A 14,354-nucleotide genomic window follows, 5' to 3' on the forward strand; every position below is an offset into this window, starting at 1 on the left:
ACTGGAAGGATGGATTTTATGAAGAACGCATTGGTCACGGGCGCGGGCAAACGGCTGGGCCGCGCGATGGCAATCTATCTTGCAGAGCGCGGATATAGCGTTGCTGTGCACTACGCCTCGTCTGCACAAGACGCAGGTGACGTGGTTGGCATAATCGAAGGCATGGGGGGTAAGGCGGTTGCTCTGCAGGCTGATTTGTTAAGCGAAAACGATACCCAAGCGCTTGTTCCAAATGCGATGTCTGTACTGGGCGGGCCAATTACGTGTTTGGTTAACAACGCGTCTATTTTTGAATACGACACATTGCAAACCGCGACTCGTAGCAGTTGGGATCGCCATATCAAGAGTAATTTGCGCGCGCCCTATGTTTTAAGCCAAGCAGTTGCCGCTCATGCGCCCAAGGGCCAGTTGGACAGTAACGGTGAGCCGATCGCTCAAAGTCTGATTGTGAACATGATTGATCAGCGTGTTCGTAAACTGACGCCAGAATTCTCAAGTTATACGATTGCGAAGATGGGACTTTGGGCGCTCACCCAAACGTCTGCACAGGGCCTTGCACCGGATGTGCGCGTGAACGCAATTGGGCCAGGTCCGACCCTTCAGGGCGCGAGGCAGTCTGATGCGCATTTTGCGGGTCAGCGTAAAAATACGGTGCTTGGGCGTGGCGCTAACACTTCCGACATAACCGCCGCACTTGGTTACTTTTTGGATGCGCCAGCCGTGTCTGGACAGCTTATCTGCGTGGATGGTGCACAGCACTTGGGCTGGCAAACACCGGATGTCCAAGGGATCGAGTGATCAAGCTCTCTTTTAAGTTGTGCACCGATCATAGCCGACTTTACCAAACCGTTACAAAAACTTTAATAAAAACAATAATTTGCAATTTTTAAATTAAATACTGAGCTATTTCAGTAAGTTACATTCGTGCTTAATTTTTGTGCAAATCAAGGAAATGTCTAAAAACATTGGCGAAATCGCATGATCTGATATCTTACTCACCGACTTATCCACAGTATCCGTGGATCTATTCTCTCTTGCACGCCGCCATTCACAGTTGCAGCCATATACAGAATCGCAGACCCTGACTTATGACCGACGCAGCCCCCCTTATTGGACATGAACTGATCCATGATTATCTGCGCATGCTTGATGGCTCGCCAGGTGTGTACCGGATGCTTGATGAGCAAAATCGGGTGCTTTATGTGGGTAAGGCCCGTCATCTCAAAAATCGTGTGAGCAATTACGCGCGCCCCTCAGGGCATTCTGGACGTACCGCGCGTATGATTTCTGAGACACGCTCGATGATGTTTCTGACCACCCAGACTGAAACAGAGGCCCTGCTTCTCGAGCAAAATCTGATTAAACAGCTTAAGCCTAAGTACAATGTGCTGCTACGTGATGACAAAAGCTTTCCAAATATTCTGGTGAGCAAAGATCATGAGTTTCCGCAAATTCGCAAACATCGCGGCGCTAAGAAGACTAAGGGCGCATATTATGGGCCATTTGCGAGTGCTGGCGCGGTCAACAGAACGTTGAACCAGTTACAGCGTGTGTTCTTGCTGCGTGATTGTTCTGACAGTCAGTTTGAGGGGCGGACACGGCCGTGTTTGAACTACCAGATCAAGCGATGCAGTGCGCCATGCGTTGGCAAAATCTCAGGGCAGGATTACGCCGCTAGTGTCAAAGACGCAGAGCGTTTCTTGTCGGGGAAAACGACAGGGCTACAAGAAAAGCTGGCCAAAGATATGGCAGACGCGGCAGAGGCTATGGAGTTTGAAAGCGCCGCGGCACTACGCGATCGGTTGCGGGCCATGACGCAAGTACAGACCTCCCAAGGGATTAATCCGCGCGGCGTGTCAGAGGCAGATGTGATTGCGCTGCACATGGAAGGCGGACAGGCTTGCGTCCAAGTGTTCTTCATTAGGGCCAATCAGAACTGGGGCAATCGCGACTACTATCCGCGTCTTGCTGCAGATGTTTCTCACACGGAAGTGATGGAGGCTTTCGTCGGACAATTTTACGCCGATAAACAACCGCCGAAGCAGGTGATCCTGTCGCATGCTGTAGAGAGTGAAGACCTTGTGGTTGAGGCCCTTAGCCAAAAGGCAGAACGCCGTGTCGAGATCATTGTTCCGCAACGCGGTGAGAAAATGGAACTTTTGGCGGGGGCTGCACGCAATGCCCGCGAAAGCCTTGCGCGGAAAATGGCGGAAAGCGCGAGCCAACTGAAGTTGTTGAAAGGGCTGGCTGAGGCATTCGAGTTGCCCAAGCAGCCGCAACGCATTGAGGTCTACGACAACTCTCACATTCAAGGCGCACATGCGGTGGGTGGCATGATCGTTGCGGGCCCTGAAGGGTTCATGAAGAACAGTTATCGCAAGTTTAACATACGCGGTGATGATCTGACCCCCGGCGATGACTTTGGAATGATGAAAGAGGTTCTTCGCCGCCGCTTTAAGCGGTTGCTCAAAGAGGATCCTGACAAAAGTAAAGGCGATTGGCCTGACCTTCTTCTAATCGACGGTGGGGCGGGACAAGTCAGCGCTGTACGCGAAATTATGGAAGAAATGGGTGTTGGTGATATCCCGATGATCGGTGTCGCCAAGGGTCTTGATCGGGACGCGGGCAAAGAAGAATTCCACCGTACGGGTAAACAGGTAATGGCGCTGCGCCATAACGATCCTGTACTTTATTTTGTTCAACGTATGCGTGACGAGGCACACCGTTTCGCCATCGGTACCCACAGGGCAAAGCGGTCAAAAGCGATCGGCGGGACACCTTTGGATGATGTGCCGGGCGTTGGTGCGCGGCGTAAAAAGGCACTGCTGATGCATTTTGGCTCGGCCAAGGCGGTTGGCCGTGCCGCGCTTGCGGATTTGAAATCGGTCGACGGAATATCCGAGGCCATGGCGCAAACAATCTATGACCACTTTAACGAGCGTTAGCGTCATCCCCCCACCAATAAGGAGCGCCCCGCTTTCGCGAGACGCCCTTCTTGGGGACAGGGAGGTATCCCAGAGGCTGCGCGGGACTTAGAAGTTCGCAAGGGATTTCAGTGACGCCACTCGGGCTGTGTCGTTGTCTTGCTCAGCGTTTTCGATCAGCGATGCAAAATCAACTGATGTGCCGCGGCTTGAGACACGGACGCTGTCGAGGGTCTGGCCCAAGAAGAAGTTCAGCTGTGCCACGTCTTGGCCTTGGCGGGCGTTAATGATGTTAACCAATGTTGTATCGGCCTAAACACCGGCGCTAACGCCTGCAGATTTGGCGAGTTGGTCAGCAGATGCTGCAGTTGCGGAAGCGGCGATTGCAATGGCTGTGAATACAGTTGCGAGCTTCAGAATAATTTCTTTCGGCACCCTTTCTAAGGCGTTCGTTTGTTTGGGCTATATTGCCCTGTGAGTGATGAATGAGGCGTTAATGCATGTCTCGGATGAGCTGTATATGGGGTTTGTTTTGGGGCATGATAGGCCTGTCATGCGCAGGTGATATTTGTGGAAACGAACATCATGCCGCCGTGATCAGCTCTTGTGTGCGCAAGCCTTGTGGGCGTAATTCCTATGAAAACGGCGCTCACAAGGAATGTTACACCGCCGCGATATGTTTCAGCGCGGTGGGGTGCTTTGTAATAATTCAGGCGGGAATTGTTCGATATGTCGCAAAAGAACCTGTGGCGGCGCAGAGAATCCTGGGCTAGATCAAGGATATGAAGTGGACTTTGCCAAATATCCTGACCGTCTTGCGCCTTTTTGCGGCCTTTGGCGTCGTCATAATGTTTTTGTATTTCAATCGGCCTTGGGCTGATTGGTTTGCGCTGGTTCTGTTTGGCCTCGCGGCGCTGACAGATTTTTTTGATGGCTACCTTGCGCGCTTGTGGAACCAAACGAGCCGCTTTGGTGCGATGCTTGACCCGATTGCGGACAAAGCGATGGTGGTGATAGCGCTGCTGATTATTGTTGGCTTTTCTGGGATGGACCCGTGGCTGCTCTTACCTGCAAGCGTCATCATATTTCGTGAAGTGTTCGTAAGTGGCTTGCGTGAGTTCTTGGGCGATGACGCCAAAACCCTGGCGGTTACCAAGCTTGCGAAATGGAAAACGACCGCGCAGATGCTGGCTATTGCGGTTCTGTTTTCTAAGGGTGCCTTTGAACATTACTTCATTGAACAGACTGTGGGCATGACGTCTGAGATGGTTGATGGTATTTTGGCGGGCGACATTGAAGACGTTGTTGGTCTTCGATGGAAAGAGATGGGCTGGCACCTGAGCTGGTCCGTAGGTTTGGTCCTTCTTTGGGTTGCGGCATTGTTGACGTTGATCACAGGCTGGGACTATTTCCGTAAATCGTTACCATTTCTGAGAGATCCTCAATGAATGTTGTTTATTTCGCATGGGTTCGTGAACGTATTGGCCTGCCTCAGGAACAGATCACGACGGATGCTGCAACAGTAGCCGAGCTGGTCGATGAGTTGCGCGCACGTGAAGCCCGTTATGAGGCGGCATTTGCAGATATCAGTGCTCTGCGTGTTGCGGTTGATCAAGAGTTGTCTGATTTTGACGCGTCCTTGAAAGATGTGCGCGAGGTTGCCTTCTTCCCCCCCATGACAGGTGGCTAAGGACGATGGACGTTCGTGTGCAGCAAGAACGTTTTGATGCGGGTGCTGAGCTGAATGGCTTTGATCCGAATGGCGCAGGCGCTGTTGTCACATTCACGGGGCTTGTCCGCGACGTGGCGGGCGGACTAGAGCAAATGCTGATTGAGCATTATCCGGCTATGACCGAAAAAGCCTTGCGCGAAATTGCAGTTGAGGCCGAGGCGCGTTGGCAGTTAAGCAATGTCCTCGTGATCCACCGCTTTGGATCGCTGCAGCCTGATGAGCAGATCATGATGGTGGCCACGGCCAGTCGTCATAGGGATGCAGCCTTTGAAGCTGCTACGTTCTTGATGGATTACCTGAAATCGCGCGCGCCGTTTTGGAAAAAAGAAACAACGGCCGCTGGTGAGAACTGGGTAGAAAGTACCGTTAAAGACGAAGAGTCGCTGAAACGCTGGTAGGGCACTACTTTGCTTTGTTGGCGCGCTCGATATAGGCGCGTAATTCTTCAGCTTCATGCCGTGCATCGCGCAAACCATCCATCGCTGCCCGCAGCTCAGCTTCTGTTTGGGCCATCTGGTTGCTCATTTCGGCTTCGCGCTTCTGCAAATATGCAATCGCTTGGTCGCGGGTTTCTTCGGCTTCATGCAAAGACTGCGCAAGCTTATCCAGCTCGCCTACGTCAGATTGTGACACGCGGGTGAAACGGCTGATCAACCAATGGGCGAACCATCCCAGAATGAACGCAACAAACAGGATGGCTGCAATTGCCACGATAAACTCAGTTCTGTTCATTACTCTTGTCCTGTTTCGTCGGTTGCGGGCTCAGCTTCAGTCGCTTCGGCCTCATCGGTGGTCTTTGCTGAAAGGGTGAATTCAATGCGGCGGTTTGCTTCACGGCCTTCTTCGGTTCCATTATCAGCAATCGGTGTTGCTTCGCCATAGCCAACCGCTGTCAATCTTTCCGGCGGAAGGCGGCGGGTCACAAGAGAGGTGCGCACAGCATCAGCGCGGCTTTGCGAGATGCGCGCATTCAGCTCTTCACTACCTTGGCTATCGGTGTGCCCTGCAATTTCAATCGAAACATTCACACAGGCCTTTAGCACATCGGCAATTCGATCAATCGTGGTACGGCCCGCGTCATCAACTGTGCTGGAACCGGGCTCGAACGTAATTTTTGTTTGCGCAAGGATCGCATCAATTTGCGCGACGCATTCTTCGGGGGTCGGGAGAGACGCGATCGGGTCTAGTTCTTCCTTGTAGTCCACGTCGATCTTGAAAGTGCCTTCGCCATCAAGCTTATCGGCCAGAATGCGGCTGATGATGGACCGGCTGCGCGTATTACCAGTGTTGCCGCGTACTTGGATAACGTCCCCCTGAACAATCACGGCGCCGTTGTTCACTTCCGACAGAGCTTCAACTGCAGTAAGAACGCGCAAGGGCCAGCCATCTGGCAGACCTGCTTCAACCTTGATTGCGTTGTAAACGCGGTCGGCACCAAACTTTGCAAGCGCGAGGCTTTCCACAGATGATTTCAGGAACTCGCTGCTAACCGCTCCGCGCAGTTGCACTTGGCCTTCAGGCGACAGCGTGGCCAGAAATTCCAGCTGCTCAGTGGCGTCGTTCGCGGTGGGGTCCGGCACATAGATGGCTTGAAGCGAGAACACTTCGGGCAGCTCGTTCTCTAGATCAGATGCAATTGAGTTGAATTTTTCTTCATCAAAACCGGCGGGGCTTTCGATCGTGACGTCTGTATCGGAGATCGTAATGCCGCCGCCGCCCATCTCGGACACGGCTGCGATTGCTGATGCACCTGCGCGGCCCCAACGTGGGCTCGGCATGCCAAGGCCCAGCACGCAATCTACGTCACCAATTAGCCCTGCACTACGTGCTGCACCAACCAATTGTCCGCGTACTTGTTCGGTTCCTGCAGCGCAGGCGTCAAACTGTGCATTGCCTTGCGCATCAATAATGAAACGCAGGGTATAAGGCGAAATAACAGGGCGCGGTGCGGTTATGCTGAGGTTCAGTTCAAGCCCTGCGGGTAACTCCCCCTCGAGGATTTCCTCAATGCGGGCTTTTTCTTCTTGGCTGTCGGTTGCAGCGATGATCGTGACGCGCTCTGCGGTGATTGAAACTTTTGAGCGATCAAGGTTTTGCATCGCCGCCAAGCCAAAGCGCGTAGCGTCTTCCCAGCCGTTGGGCACGGGATAGTCGGCAACCTCTAGTAGGTCTGAGACTTCTGCGCCGCGTGCGGTGCGCGCAATGTCACGGACCAAATCATCACGGTCAACTTCGGAGGGGATCAACCCGATCAACGACAGGCCACCATCATTTTTGAGTAGTTCAATGGAAAAATCCGGCGCGCGGGTCTGATCAACTTGCGCAATCACAAAGTTATCAATCAGTCGCGATGCATCTACTGCTGTGCTGGCAACTGAAAGCGCTCTGAAACGTGCGGCCTCATCGGGGGCTTCGCCTGATAAGATTACGCTGAGCCCATCTGTTTCGATACTGGCCCAAGGCACGCTTTCTTCCAAAAACACTTGATCAACCGCAAGCGCAGAGCGGTCTTCCACCAATCGGACCACAGCATTCGAGGCAAGGACCGCCCCTGCAGCACCCAAAGTAAGGGCGCCAATCGTAGAAATCAGGGCGTTCACAGCCATTGTGCGTCATGTTCCGTATTAGATTATGCCAACCTTTACGATGCCCCGTCAGCAGGCGCAATCAGAGTAAAGCAGCAACGGCAAAAAATAGCACAGGGAGCAAGCCTGCGTTTCGGTTCGAGCGAAACAGCATGATCAAGCGGACACTGTCATCGGGTATGAAGCGCGTAAGTTGCCACGCCAGATGCCAGCCAAGCGCCCACGCGCCACCCAAAGCCACGACCACAGCCAAAACACTACCAGATGGTACGGTGACCATCATAGAAGCTGCGCCAATACTGACGACGGTTAACACCAAAAAGGCGCGCAGCCATTTGGGGCTATTGTCTCCGAACAATCGCGCGGTTGATTTCACGCCGATCAACGCATCGTCTTCGGTGTCTTGGTGGGCATAGATCGTATCGTAGAACAGCGTCCAGAAAATCCCTCCGACATAAAGCAGGACTGCGGGCCAGCCCAAGCTGCCTGTGTTTGCCGTCCAAGCCAGCAGTGCGCCCCAGTTGAAGGCAAGTCCCAAAAATACCTGCGGCCACCAAGTGAACCGTTTGGCAAAGGGGTAGATCGCCACGGGCAGCAGGGCCGCTATGCCCAAGATAATTGCTGCGGTGTTGAAGCTAAGCAAAATCGCAAAAGCAACAAGGCATTGGGCAACCAGCCAGATCAGTGCGGCCTTCACTGTTACCTGTCCCGACGGTAGTGGTCGCGACCGTGTGCGCGCAACGGAGGCGTCAATGTGACGGTCTGTGATGTCATTCCATGTGCAGCCCGCACCGCGCATCAGCCACGCACCCGCGCTGCAACCCAATGCAATCCACAGATCAGCCAGTGACGCGCGCCCCGTAGACAAGATCGCCAAGGCCAAGCCCCACCAGCACGGCAACAGCAACAGCCAGGTCCCGATCGGGCGGTCTGCACGGGCCAGCCGCAAAAACGGGCGTGTCGCGCGCGGAGCAAATTTGTCGACCCAATTATCTTTTACGGCATCTGCCACTTGGCCTTGGGGGGTGTCGGTCATAGTGTACGCTCCATGGCGAAAGTTCGTTTATATGTAGATCACCCGTTGGGGCAGGATCAAATAGTTCCTTTGGAACAATCACAAGCGCACTATTTATTTGGTGTAATGCGATTGGCAGTGGGGCAGGTGATTTCTGTTTTTGACGGTGCGAACGGCGAATGGGACGCAAAAATCACACAAGCCGCTAAGCGTGGCGGCGTTTTGACCTGCTTTGCGCAGGCCCAAGAACAAAGTGTGCCGCCGGACCTTTGGTTAATGTTTGCCCCGATTAAAAAGGCGCGCACGGACTTCATTGTCGAAAAAGCGGCCGAGATGGGCGCCGCAAAAATTTTTCCCGTTCAAACCCAGTTCACCAACGCAGAGCGGATTCGCCAAGACCGGTTGCAAGCGCATGCTGTTGAAGCGGCTGAGCAATGCGGCGGGACTTATGTGCCCACCGTGGCCCCTTTGCAAAAGTTAAGCGCGGTGCTGGACGCATGGGATCCGGTGCGACAACTGATTTTTTGCGACGAAACACTGGCAGGGCGCGCAACGGCTGACCTATCAAGTCTTGCCTCGGCACCCGCTGCTATCTTGATCGGGCCGGAGGGCGGCTTTTCACCCGAAGAGCGGAGCCGCTTGCTTGGGCTACCTTTCGTGCAGACGCTATCGCTTGGACCTCGGGTGTTGCGCGCAGATACGGCTGCTGTTGCCGCGCTGACGCTGTGGCAGCAAAGCAAAGGGGATTGGGCATGAATTTTATCCGCCCCGAAGTTTTAGCTTTTCTTGCTAAATGGCGTGAAGTGCTCGTGGGCTTAGGCCTTGTGTCGTTTGGGCTTTACGTGGCGGTGACTTCTTTTGGTTTAACGCCTTGGGCCGGCGGCCTTTTGATGATTGTTGGTGCTGCGGTCACCGTGCAGGGCGTGCAGCGTGCACGCTTTCCGTTCGGGCGTGGTGGCGCAGGCGTTGTCGAGGTCACCGAAAGGCAGATCGCATATTTTGAACCTGATGGTGGCGGCGTGGTTTCTATCAATGAGTTGATCCGCGTTATGATCCACAAGCACCGCGGCGTTTTGTATTGGCAGTTCGATGCGCGCGGCGCGCCGTCACTGACCGTGCCCAACAGTGCTGCGAAGGCCGAGACTATATATGACGCGCTTTCGTCCCTTGATGGGGTTGATCTTGATGCGCCGCGCCGCGCTATGGCCGAGGATGTGCCGATGGTTTTGATCTGGCAGTCCAAAGATGCCCGTGCGCATACGGCTGTGCAGTAACGCCCATTGACAAGCGCGTCTGGCGAGGCCACGCACTCTATACCTTGACCCACTCCAGCGGAGACTTTGCGTATGTCTATTCCACAAAGCGGCGGCGGCCCAATCGAACACCACGATGATCTTGCAGCGCTTTTGGAGAAAGGCTGCAAGCCGAAGGATGCTTGGCGTATTGGGACCGAGCATGAGAAATTTGGATATTGCCAAGACAGCCATCTGCCTTTGCCCTATGAGGGTGAGCGGTCGATCAAGGCGGTTCTAGAAGGGCTTCAAGGGCGCTTTGGATGGTCTCCGGTGGTTGAGGCGGGCAACATCATTGGTCTTGAAAAAGGCGGTGCAAACGTCAGCCTTGAGCCGGGTGGCCAGCTTGAGTTGTCCGGTGCGCCGCTGGAAAATATTCACCAAACTTGTGATGAAGTGAACACGCACCTCGCAGAAGTGCGCGCGATTGCGGACGAAATTGGCGTAAAGTTTATTGGCCTGGGTGCAGCCCCCGTATGGAGCGGCGCGCAAATGCCGGTGATGCCCAAAGGCCGTTATAAGCTGATGACGGATTACATGGACCGGGTTGGGACGCACGGCAAACAAATGATGTACCGGACCTGCACTGTTCAGGTGAACCTCGACTTCGGTTCAGAGGCGGACATGGTGCAAAAGCTGCGCGTCGCCTTGGCCCTGCAACCTGTTGCCACGGCCCTTTTTGCAAATTCACCGTTCTTTGAGGGTAAGCCAAACAGTCATAAATCTTGGCGGAGCCGTATTTGGCGCAATCTGGATGATGCGCGCACGGGCACGCTTCCGTTTGTATTTGAGCAAGGGTTCGGGTTTGAGGCTTGGGTGCAATATGCGCTCGATGTGCCGATGTATTTTGTCTACCGCGACGGAAAGTACGTGGACGCCTTGGGAATGTCGTTCCGTGACTTTCTGAAAGGGCAGTTGCCTGCGCTACCTGGTGAAAAGCCGACGTTGTCTGACTGGGCCGATCACCTCACGACAATTTTCTCAGAGGCGCGGATCAAGCAGTTCTTGGAAATGCGCGGAGCGGATGGTGGCCCATGGCGTAGACTTTGTGCGCTTCCTGCGTTTTGGGTCGGTATTTGTTACGATCAAAGCGCGCTGGATGCGGCTTGGGACCTTTGCAAAGGTTGGAGCGCCGAACAACGTGAAGCGCTTCGCGTCGCGGCATCGGTAGACGGATTGCAGGCTAAGGTTGACGGTATTGTTATGGCTGATCTGGCACGTGAGCTGGTTGCCATTGCCGAAGCCGGCCTGAAGGCGCGCGGCAAAGCGGGCGCAGGTGGCATGGTTCCTGATGAGACGCATTTCCTGAACGCACTGCATGAGACGCTGGAAACAGGCATGACGCCAGCGGATGAATTGCTTGCGCGCTATAAGGGTGAATGGGACGGTGATCTGTCTCGCATCTACGGCGAATACAGCTACTGATTACTTGCTACCAATTTTACCTTCGGTGCCTTTCAATAGGCGCTGAATGTTTTCGGTGTGCCGCCAAAAGATCAGTAGAGCCAAGACGATGAGGAAGGGCACCATGAGTGTCCCTCCAAGTGTCGCCGCATAGACCGGTGTAAGCGCGCTGGCGATCAGTGCAGACAGAGACGAATATCTGCTGAGGGCGGCAATGACGAGCCAAGTGGCACCAGTGGCCAAACCAACAGGCCAGCAAGCGGCGAAAATCAGGCCAAAGAAAGTGGCGACCCCTTTACCACCCTTGAAGCCCAGCCAGACCGGATAGCAATGGCCGACAAATGCGGCCAGCCCCGCCACCAGTCCTGCAAGTTCTCCGAAAAGAGCACCGGCAAGTAAGACAGCAATGCCCGCTTTGCCTGCATCAAGGATCAGGGTCAGAAAGGCAGCAAGTTTGTTTCCGGTGCGCAAAACATTCGTCGCACCAATGTTGCCGGACCCAATTGCCCGCAAATCACCAAGCCCGAACACTTTGGCCATCACAATGCCAAACGGAATTGCACCAAAGAGATAGCCTGCAAGTGCGGCAAGAACGAGTGTCATGATTGTCATAGGGTGCCGTGGACCAGTTCACCGTCAACGAGCGTTGCGATGATCCGACCTTCCATGCGTTGTCCGTCGAACGGCGTGTTCTTGGATTTCGATTTCAGTTTGAACCGATCCATAACGAAAGGTGCGCTGGGATCAAACACCACCAGATCGGCAGGCGCGCCAACTTCAAGGCGACCTTGCGCAAGGCCTAGCCGGTTTGCGGGGTTGAGCGACAGGGCAGCCCAGAGCGTCGGCAGATCAATCATGCCAGAATTGACAACCCGAAGCGCTGCGGGAAACAGGGTCTCAAGAGCAACCGCACCGCTTGCGGCTTCCTCAAATGGCAGGCGCTTGCTTTCCTCATCTTGGGGGGTGTGCATAGAATGGATGATGTCGATAGTTCCATCCGCAAGCGCCTCGATCATTGCAATGCGGTCATCTTCGCAACGCAGAGGAGGCTTGATCTTAAAGAACGTGCGGTAGTTGGCCACGTCCAGTTCGTTCAGCGTTAAGTGATGGATGCTGACACCTGCCGTCACATCCAGACCATTCGCCTTGGCGCGTTTTAGGGGGGGGATCGCGCGTGCGGTTGTAATCTGATCTGCGTGGTATTTCGCACCGGTCATTTCTACCAGCGCGATATCACGATCAAGGCTCATACGCTCAGCCATAGGTGACACGGCTGGCAACCCGCGCAACGAGGCGAATTTGCCGCTTGTTGCACAGGCGCATTTGCTCAGGGTTGGCTCTTGCACGTGGCCGATGACCAGTGCGCCAAGTGATCGTGCGTAGGTTAATGCGCGTTGATAAACTTTGGTGTTGGTGATGACGTGATCGCAATCTGTGAACGCTACTGCACCCGCGTCTTGCAAAAAGCCTATCTCAACCATTTCGTTGCCTGCGCGTCCCTTTGTCAGGGCCGCCATGGGGTGCACTTTGACGGGGCTGTCTTTTTCTGCGCGCTTTGCGATGAACTCTAACACTTCGGGCGTATCAATTGCGGGGTCTGTGTCGGGGCGGGTTACAATTGTGGTGACCCCGCCTGCGGCAGCCGCGGCCCCCGCAGAAGCATAACTCTCTTTGTGACGCTCTCCTGGCTCACAAATTTTTACGCCAATATCAACGATGCCCGGTGCAAGGCACGCCCCGTCCAGATCAATAATAGTCCCAACTTGCGGTCCATCGATCGCTGTGATCTGCCCGTTGGCTACCGTGAGGCTGCCGAAGGCATCTGTGCGCGTTGCGGGGTTGATCAGGCGGGCGTTGATGTAGGTCGTGGTCATTTTGTCTTTATCCTGCGATCCAGATCATAAGGCCAACAAGGGCGAACATCGTCAGCAATGCATAGGTGGCGATCATGCCGCTTATCGCCGCGTCACTTTTCTTCTTTTTCGGCTTACCCTCGGGGCCGGTGTCATCCACTTCTGGCGGGGTGACCGCCGCATCGCTTTCTAAGGTGATGGTAGGCGTTTGCGCGCCTGCTTCTTTGAAAGCACCAATTGGTCGCAGCGGGTGCTTATGGGCAAGTGATGTGACCTGCCCTGCGAATGCCTTGGACAGAACGACGACGACATAGCCGTCTACATCCACAATTCGTTCTGCATAGGGGTCGATATTACGCGATGCGATGCCAAGGCCGGTTTCCATATAGCCGCGCAGGCCGATGTCTTCGAGGTCATTTACGCTGAAGATTTCGACAAAATCTGTATCTAGTTTGGGTGCGTTAAGGGCCTGCTGTACGTCATGTGCAGTTAGGGCTTTCGCTTCAGCCGCAGGGAGAGCGACCGCATATAGCCGCACGATGCCGGCTTCGTCGGCCTCAACGCGCTTGAGCCAGCTCATGTTGCAACCTCTTGGGCTGTTTCGCGGCTGGCTTGGACAAGCAATTCCATCGCGGCCATCCGCACAGCGACGCCCATTTCGACTTGCTCCTGGATGACCGAACGGTTGATGTCATCGGCAAGTTCGCCGTCGATCTCAACACCTCGGTTCATTGGACCTGGGTGCATGACAATTGCGTCGCTTGCTGCGTTGTCTAGTTTTGCCTGATCCAGACCATAGCGGTGATAATACTCACGCTCAGATGGGATAAAGCCACCGTCCATCCGCTCGCGCTGAAGGCGCAGCATCATCACAACGTCAACGTCTTGAAGGCCTTCTTCCATGTTGTCGAACACTTCGACGCCGAAGTGGTCAATTTCTGCGGGCATCAACGTGGGCGGTGCGATAAGGCGAATGCGGTTTTCCATTTTGCCCAACAACATGATGTTTGAGCGCGCAACGCGGCTGTGGGCGATATCGCCACAAATCGCGATGTTGAGACGATGAAGCCGTCCCTTGCGGCGCCGAATGGTCAAGGCATCCAAAAGCGCCTGCGTGGGGTGTTCATGGCGCCCATCGCCCGCGTTCAGCACTGCGCAATTTACTTTTTGCGACAACAGATCAACCGCGCCCGAATGAGGGTGGCGCACCACCAGCAAATCGGGATGCATTGCGTTCAGGGTCATTGCCGTATCAATCAGGGTTTCGCCCTTTTTGATCGAGCTGGCCTGCATGGCCATGTTCATCACATCCGCGCCAAGACGTTTGCCCGCCAACTCAAAGCTGGCTTGGGTCCGGGTCGAATTCTCGAAAAACATGTTGATTTGTGTCAGACCTGCCAACACATCAGAATGCTTGTGAGGCTGGCGGTTCAGCGCAACATATTGGTCCGCCAGATCAAGAAGGGTCGTAATCTCATCAGGGGCGAGTTGTTCGATTCCAAGCAGGTGTTTGGCGCGCCATCCCATGTCTTAAGTCCCCTCAACATGA

Annotated in this window: 16 protein-coding genes; 8 read left to right on the forward strand and 8 right to left on the reverse strand. The window is 54.5% G+C overall.

The genetic code is table 11. The features are described 5' to 3' along the window. The first annotated feature begins 18 nt into the window (after positions 1-18). Together ACTF5M_RS05335 and uvrC are read left to right on the forward strand one after the other, a co-directional pair. The gene (locus ACTF5M_RS05335; protein WP_438960034.1) at positions 19-798 is read left to right on the forward strand and encodes an SDR family oxidoreductase; all 780 of its coding nucleotides are present in this window, start codon (positions 19-21) and stop codon (positions 796-798) included. A gap of 290 nt (positions 799-1,088) precedes the next feature. Beyond that, complete coding sequence (uvrC, locus tag ACTF5M_RS05340; protein WP_438960035.1) at positions 1,089-2,945, forward strand: excinuclease ABC subunit UvrC; 1,857 nt, start codon at positions 1,089-1,091, stop codon at positions 2,943-2,945. Between the two features lie 87 nt (positions 2,946-3,032). On the opposite strand, the gene ACTF5M_RS05345 is transcribed toward uvrC, so the two are convergent. Beyond that, positions 3,033-3,224: a hypothetical protein gene (locus ACTF5M_RS05345; RefSeq protein ID WP_438960036.1), complete on the reverse strand. Its 192-nt coding sequence runs from the start codon at positions 3,222-3,224 to the stop codon at positions 3,033-3,035. A 482-nt stretch (positions 3,225-3,706) separates the two neighbouring features. Between ACTF5M_RS05345 and pgsA the strand changes: the two genes are divergently transcribed. The 3 genes from pgsA to ACTF5M_RS05360 are packed head-to-tail and all read left to right on the forward strand — an operon-like array spanning position 3,707 to position 5,054. Further along, complete coding sequence (pgsA, locus tag ACTF5M_RS05350; RefSeq protein WP_438960037.1) at positions 3,707-4,372, forward strand: CDP-diacylglycerol--glycerol-3-phosphate 3-phosphatidyltransferase; 666 nt, start codon at positions 3,707-3,709, stop codon at positions 4,370-4,372. After that, positions 4,369-4,614 carry a molybdopterin converting factor subunit 1 gene (gene moaD, locus ACTF5M_RS05355; RefSeq protein WP_438960038.1) on the forward strand — a complete coding sequence of 82 codons (246 nt, stop codon included), beginning with the start codon at positions 4,369-4,371 and terminating at the stop codon, positions 4,612-4,614. The genes pgsA and moaD overlap by 4 nt, the downstream gene beginning before the upstream one ends. A gap of 5 nt (positions 4,615-4,619) precedes the next feature. Then, a complete protein-coding gene (locus tag ACTF5M_RS05360; RefSeq protein WP_438960039.1) occupies positions 4,620-5,054 on the forward strand; it encodes a molybdenum cofactor biosynthesis protein MoaE in 435 nt (144 codons plus the stop codon). A 4-nt stretch (positions 5,055-5,058) separates the two neighbouring features. Here the strand turns inward: ACTF5M_RS05360 and ACTF5M_RS05365 are convergent, their stop codons facing one another. The 3 genes from ACTF5M_RS05365 to ubiA form a co-directional block, all read right to left on the reverse strand. Beyond that, entirely contained in the window at positions 5,059-5,388 is a 330-nt protein-coding gene (locus ACTF5M_RS05365; RefSeq protein ID WP_438960040.1) for a hypothetical protein, read from the reverse strand. Then, positions 5,388-7,262 (reverse strand): OmpA family protein, encoded by a 1,875-nt coding sequence (locus ACTF5M_RS05370; RefSeq protein WP_438960041.1) that lies wholly within the window; start codon positions 7,260-7,262, stop codon positions 5,388-5,390. The genes ACTF5M_RS05365 and ACTF5M_RS05370 overlap by 1 nt, the downstream gene beginning before the upstream one ends. A 61-nt stretch (positions 7,263-7,323) precedes the next feature. Further along, on the reverse strand, positions 7,324-8,277 hold the full coding sequence (gene ubiA, locus ACTF5M_RS05375; RefSeq protein ID WP_438960042.1) for a 4-hydroxybenzoate octaprenyltransferase: 954 nt from the start codon (positions 8,275-8,277) through the stop codon (positions 7,324-7,326). A gap of 12 nt (positions 8,278-8,289) precedes the next feature. Here ubiA and ACTF5M_RS05380 point away from each other — a divergent pair, with 12 nt between their 5' ends. From ACTF5M_RS05380 to ACTF5M_RS05390, 3 genes are all read left to right on the forward strand, one after another. Next, positions 8,290-9,012, forward strand: a complete 723-nt coding sequence (locus ACTF5M_RS05380; protein ID WP_438960043.1) for a 16S rRNA (uracil(1498)-N(3))-methyltransferase — start codon at positions 8,290-8,292, stop codon at positions 9,010-9,012. Further along, entirely contained in the window at positions 9,009-9,530 is a 522-nt protein-coding gene (locus ACTF5M_RS05385) for a hypothetical protein (protein ID WP_438960044.1), read from the forward strand. Before ACTF5M_RS05380 ends, ACTF5M_RS05385 begins: the two co-directional genes overlap by 4 nt. Positions 9,531-9,602: 72 nt before the next feature. Beyond that, positions 9,603-10,973, forward strand: a complete 1,371-nt coding sequence (locus tag ACTF5M_RS05390; protein WP_438960045.1) for a glutamate--cysteine ligase — start codon at positions 9,603-9,605, stop codon at positions 10,971-10,973. Here the strand turns inward: ACTF5M_RS05390 and plsY are convergent, their stop codons facing one another. The 4 genes from plsY to ACTF5M_RS05410 are packed head-to-tail and all read right to left on the reverse strand — an operon-like array spanning position 10,974 to position 14,332. Further along, positions 10,974-11,555 carry a glycerol-3-phosphate 1-O-acyltransferase PlsY gene (plsY, locus tag ACTF5M_RS05395; RefSeq protein ID WP_438960046.1) on the reverse strand — a complete coding sequence of 194 codons (582 nt, stop codon included), beginning with the start codon at positions 11,553-11,555 and terminating at the stop codon, positions 10,974-10,976. A gap of 5 nt (positions 11,556-11,560) precedes the next feature. Further along, the gene (gene pyrC / locus ACTF5M_RS05400) at positions 11,561-12,826 is read right to left on the reverse strand and encodes a dihydroorotase (protein ID WP_438960047.1); all 1,266 of its coding nucleotides are present in this window, start codon (positions 12,824-12,826) and stop codon (positions 11,561-11,563) included. Between the two features lie 7 nt (positions 12,827-12,833). Further along, a complete protein-coding gene (locus tag ACTF5M_RS05405; RefSeq protein ID WP_438960048.1) occupies positions 12,834-13,385 on the reverse strand; it encodes a hypothetical protein in 552 nt (183 codons plus the stop codon). Continuing rightward, on the reverse strand, positions 13,382-14,332 hold the full coding sequence (locus tag ACTF5M_RS05410) for an aspartate carbamoyltransferase catalytic subunit (protein ID WP_438960049.1): 951 nt from the start codon (positions 14,330-14,332) through the stop codon (positions 13,382-13,384). The genes ACTF5M_RS05405 and ACTF5M_RS05410 overlap by 4 nt, the downstream gene beginning before the upstream one ends. Positions 14,333-14,354: the final 22 nt, after the last annotated feature.

Source organism: Nereida sp. (assembly GCF_965655635.1).
Taxonomy (GTDB): domain Bacteria; phylum Pseudomonadota; class Alphaproteobacteria; order Rhodobacterales; family Rhodobacteraceae; genus Nereida.

Coding starts and splice junctions, on each gene's coding strand:
- ACTF5M_RS05335 (WP_438960034.1), top strand. CDS start 19: ATGAAGAACGCATTGGTCACGGGCGCGGGCAAACGGCTGGGCCGCGCG.
- uvrC (WP_438960035.1), top strand. CDS start 1,089: ATGACCGACGCAGCCCCCCTTATTGGACATGAACTGATCCATGATTAT.
- pgsA (WP_438960037.1), top strand. CDS start 3,707: ATGAAGTGGACTTTGCCAAATATCCTGACCGTCTTGCGCCTTTTTGCG.
- moaD (WP_438960038.1), top strand. CDS start 4,369: ATGAATGTTGTTTATTTCGCATGGGTTCGTGAACGTATTGGCCTGCCT.
- ACTF5M_RS05360 (WP_438960039.1), top strand. CDS start 4,620: ATGGACGTTCGTGTGCAGCAAGAACGTTTTGATGCGGGTGCTGAGCTG.
- ACTF5M_RS05365 (WP_438960040.1), bottom strand. CDS start 5,388: ATGAACAGAACTGAGTTTATCGTGGCAATTGCAGCCATCCTGTTTGTT.
- ACTF5M_RS05370 (WP_438960041.1), bottom strand. CDS start 7,262: ATGGCTGTGAACGCCCTGATTTCTACGATTGGCGCCCTTACTTTGGGT.
- ubiA (WP_438960042.1), bottom strand. CDS start 8,277: ATGACCGACACCCCCCAAGGCCAAGTGGCAGATGCCGTAAAAGATAAT.
- ACTF5M_RS05380 (WP_438960043.1), top strand. CDS start 8,290: ATGGCGAAAGTTCGTTTATATGTAGATCACCCGTTGGGGCAGGATCAA.
- ACTF5M_RS05385 (WP_438960044.1), top strand. CDS start 9,009: ATGAATTTTATCCGCCCCGAAGTTTTAGCTTTTCTTGCTAAATGGCGT.
- ACTF5M_RS05390 (WP_438960045.1), top strand. CDS start 9,603: ATGTCTATTCCACAAAGCGGCGGCGGCCCAATCGAACACCACGATGAT.
- plsY (WP_438960046.1), bottom strand. CDS start 11,555: ATGACACTCGTTCTTGCCGCACTTGCAGGCTATCTCTTTGGTGCAATT.
- pyrC (WP_438960047.1), bottom strand. CDS start 12,826: ATGACCACGACCTACATCAACGCCCGCCTGATCAACCCCGCAACGCGC.
- ACTF5M_RS05405 (WP_438960048.1), bottom strand. CDS start 13,385: ATGAGCTGGCTCAAGCGCGTTGAGGCCGACGAAGCCGGCATCGTGCGG.
- ACTF5M_RS05410 (WP_438960049.1), bottom strand. CDS start 14,332: ATGGGATGGCGCGCCAAACACCTGCTTGGAATCGAACAACTCGCCCCT.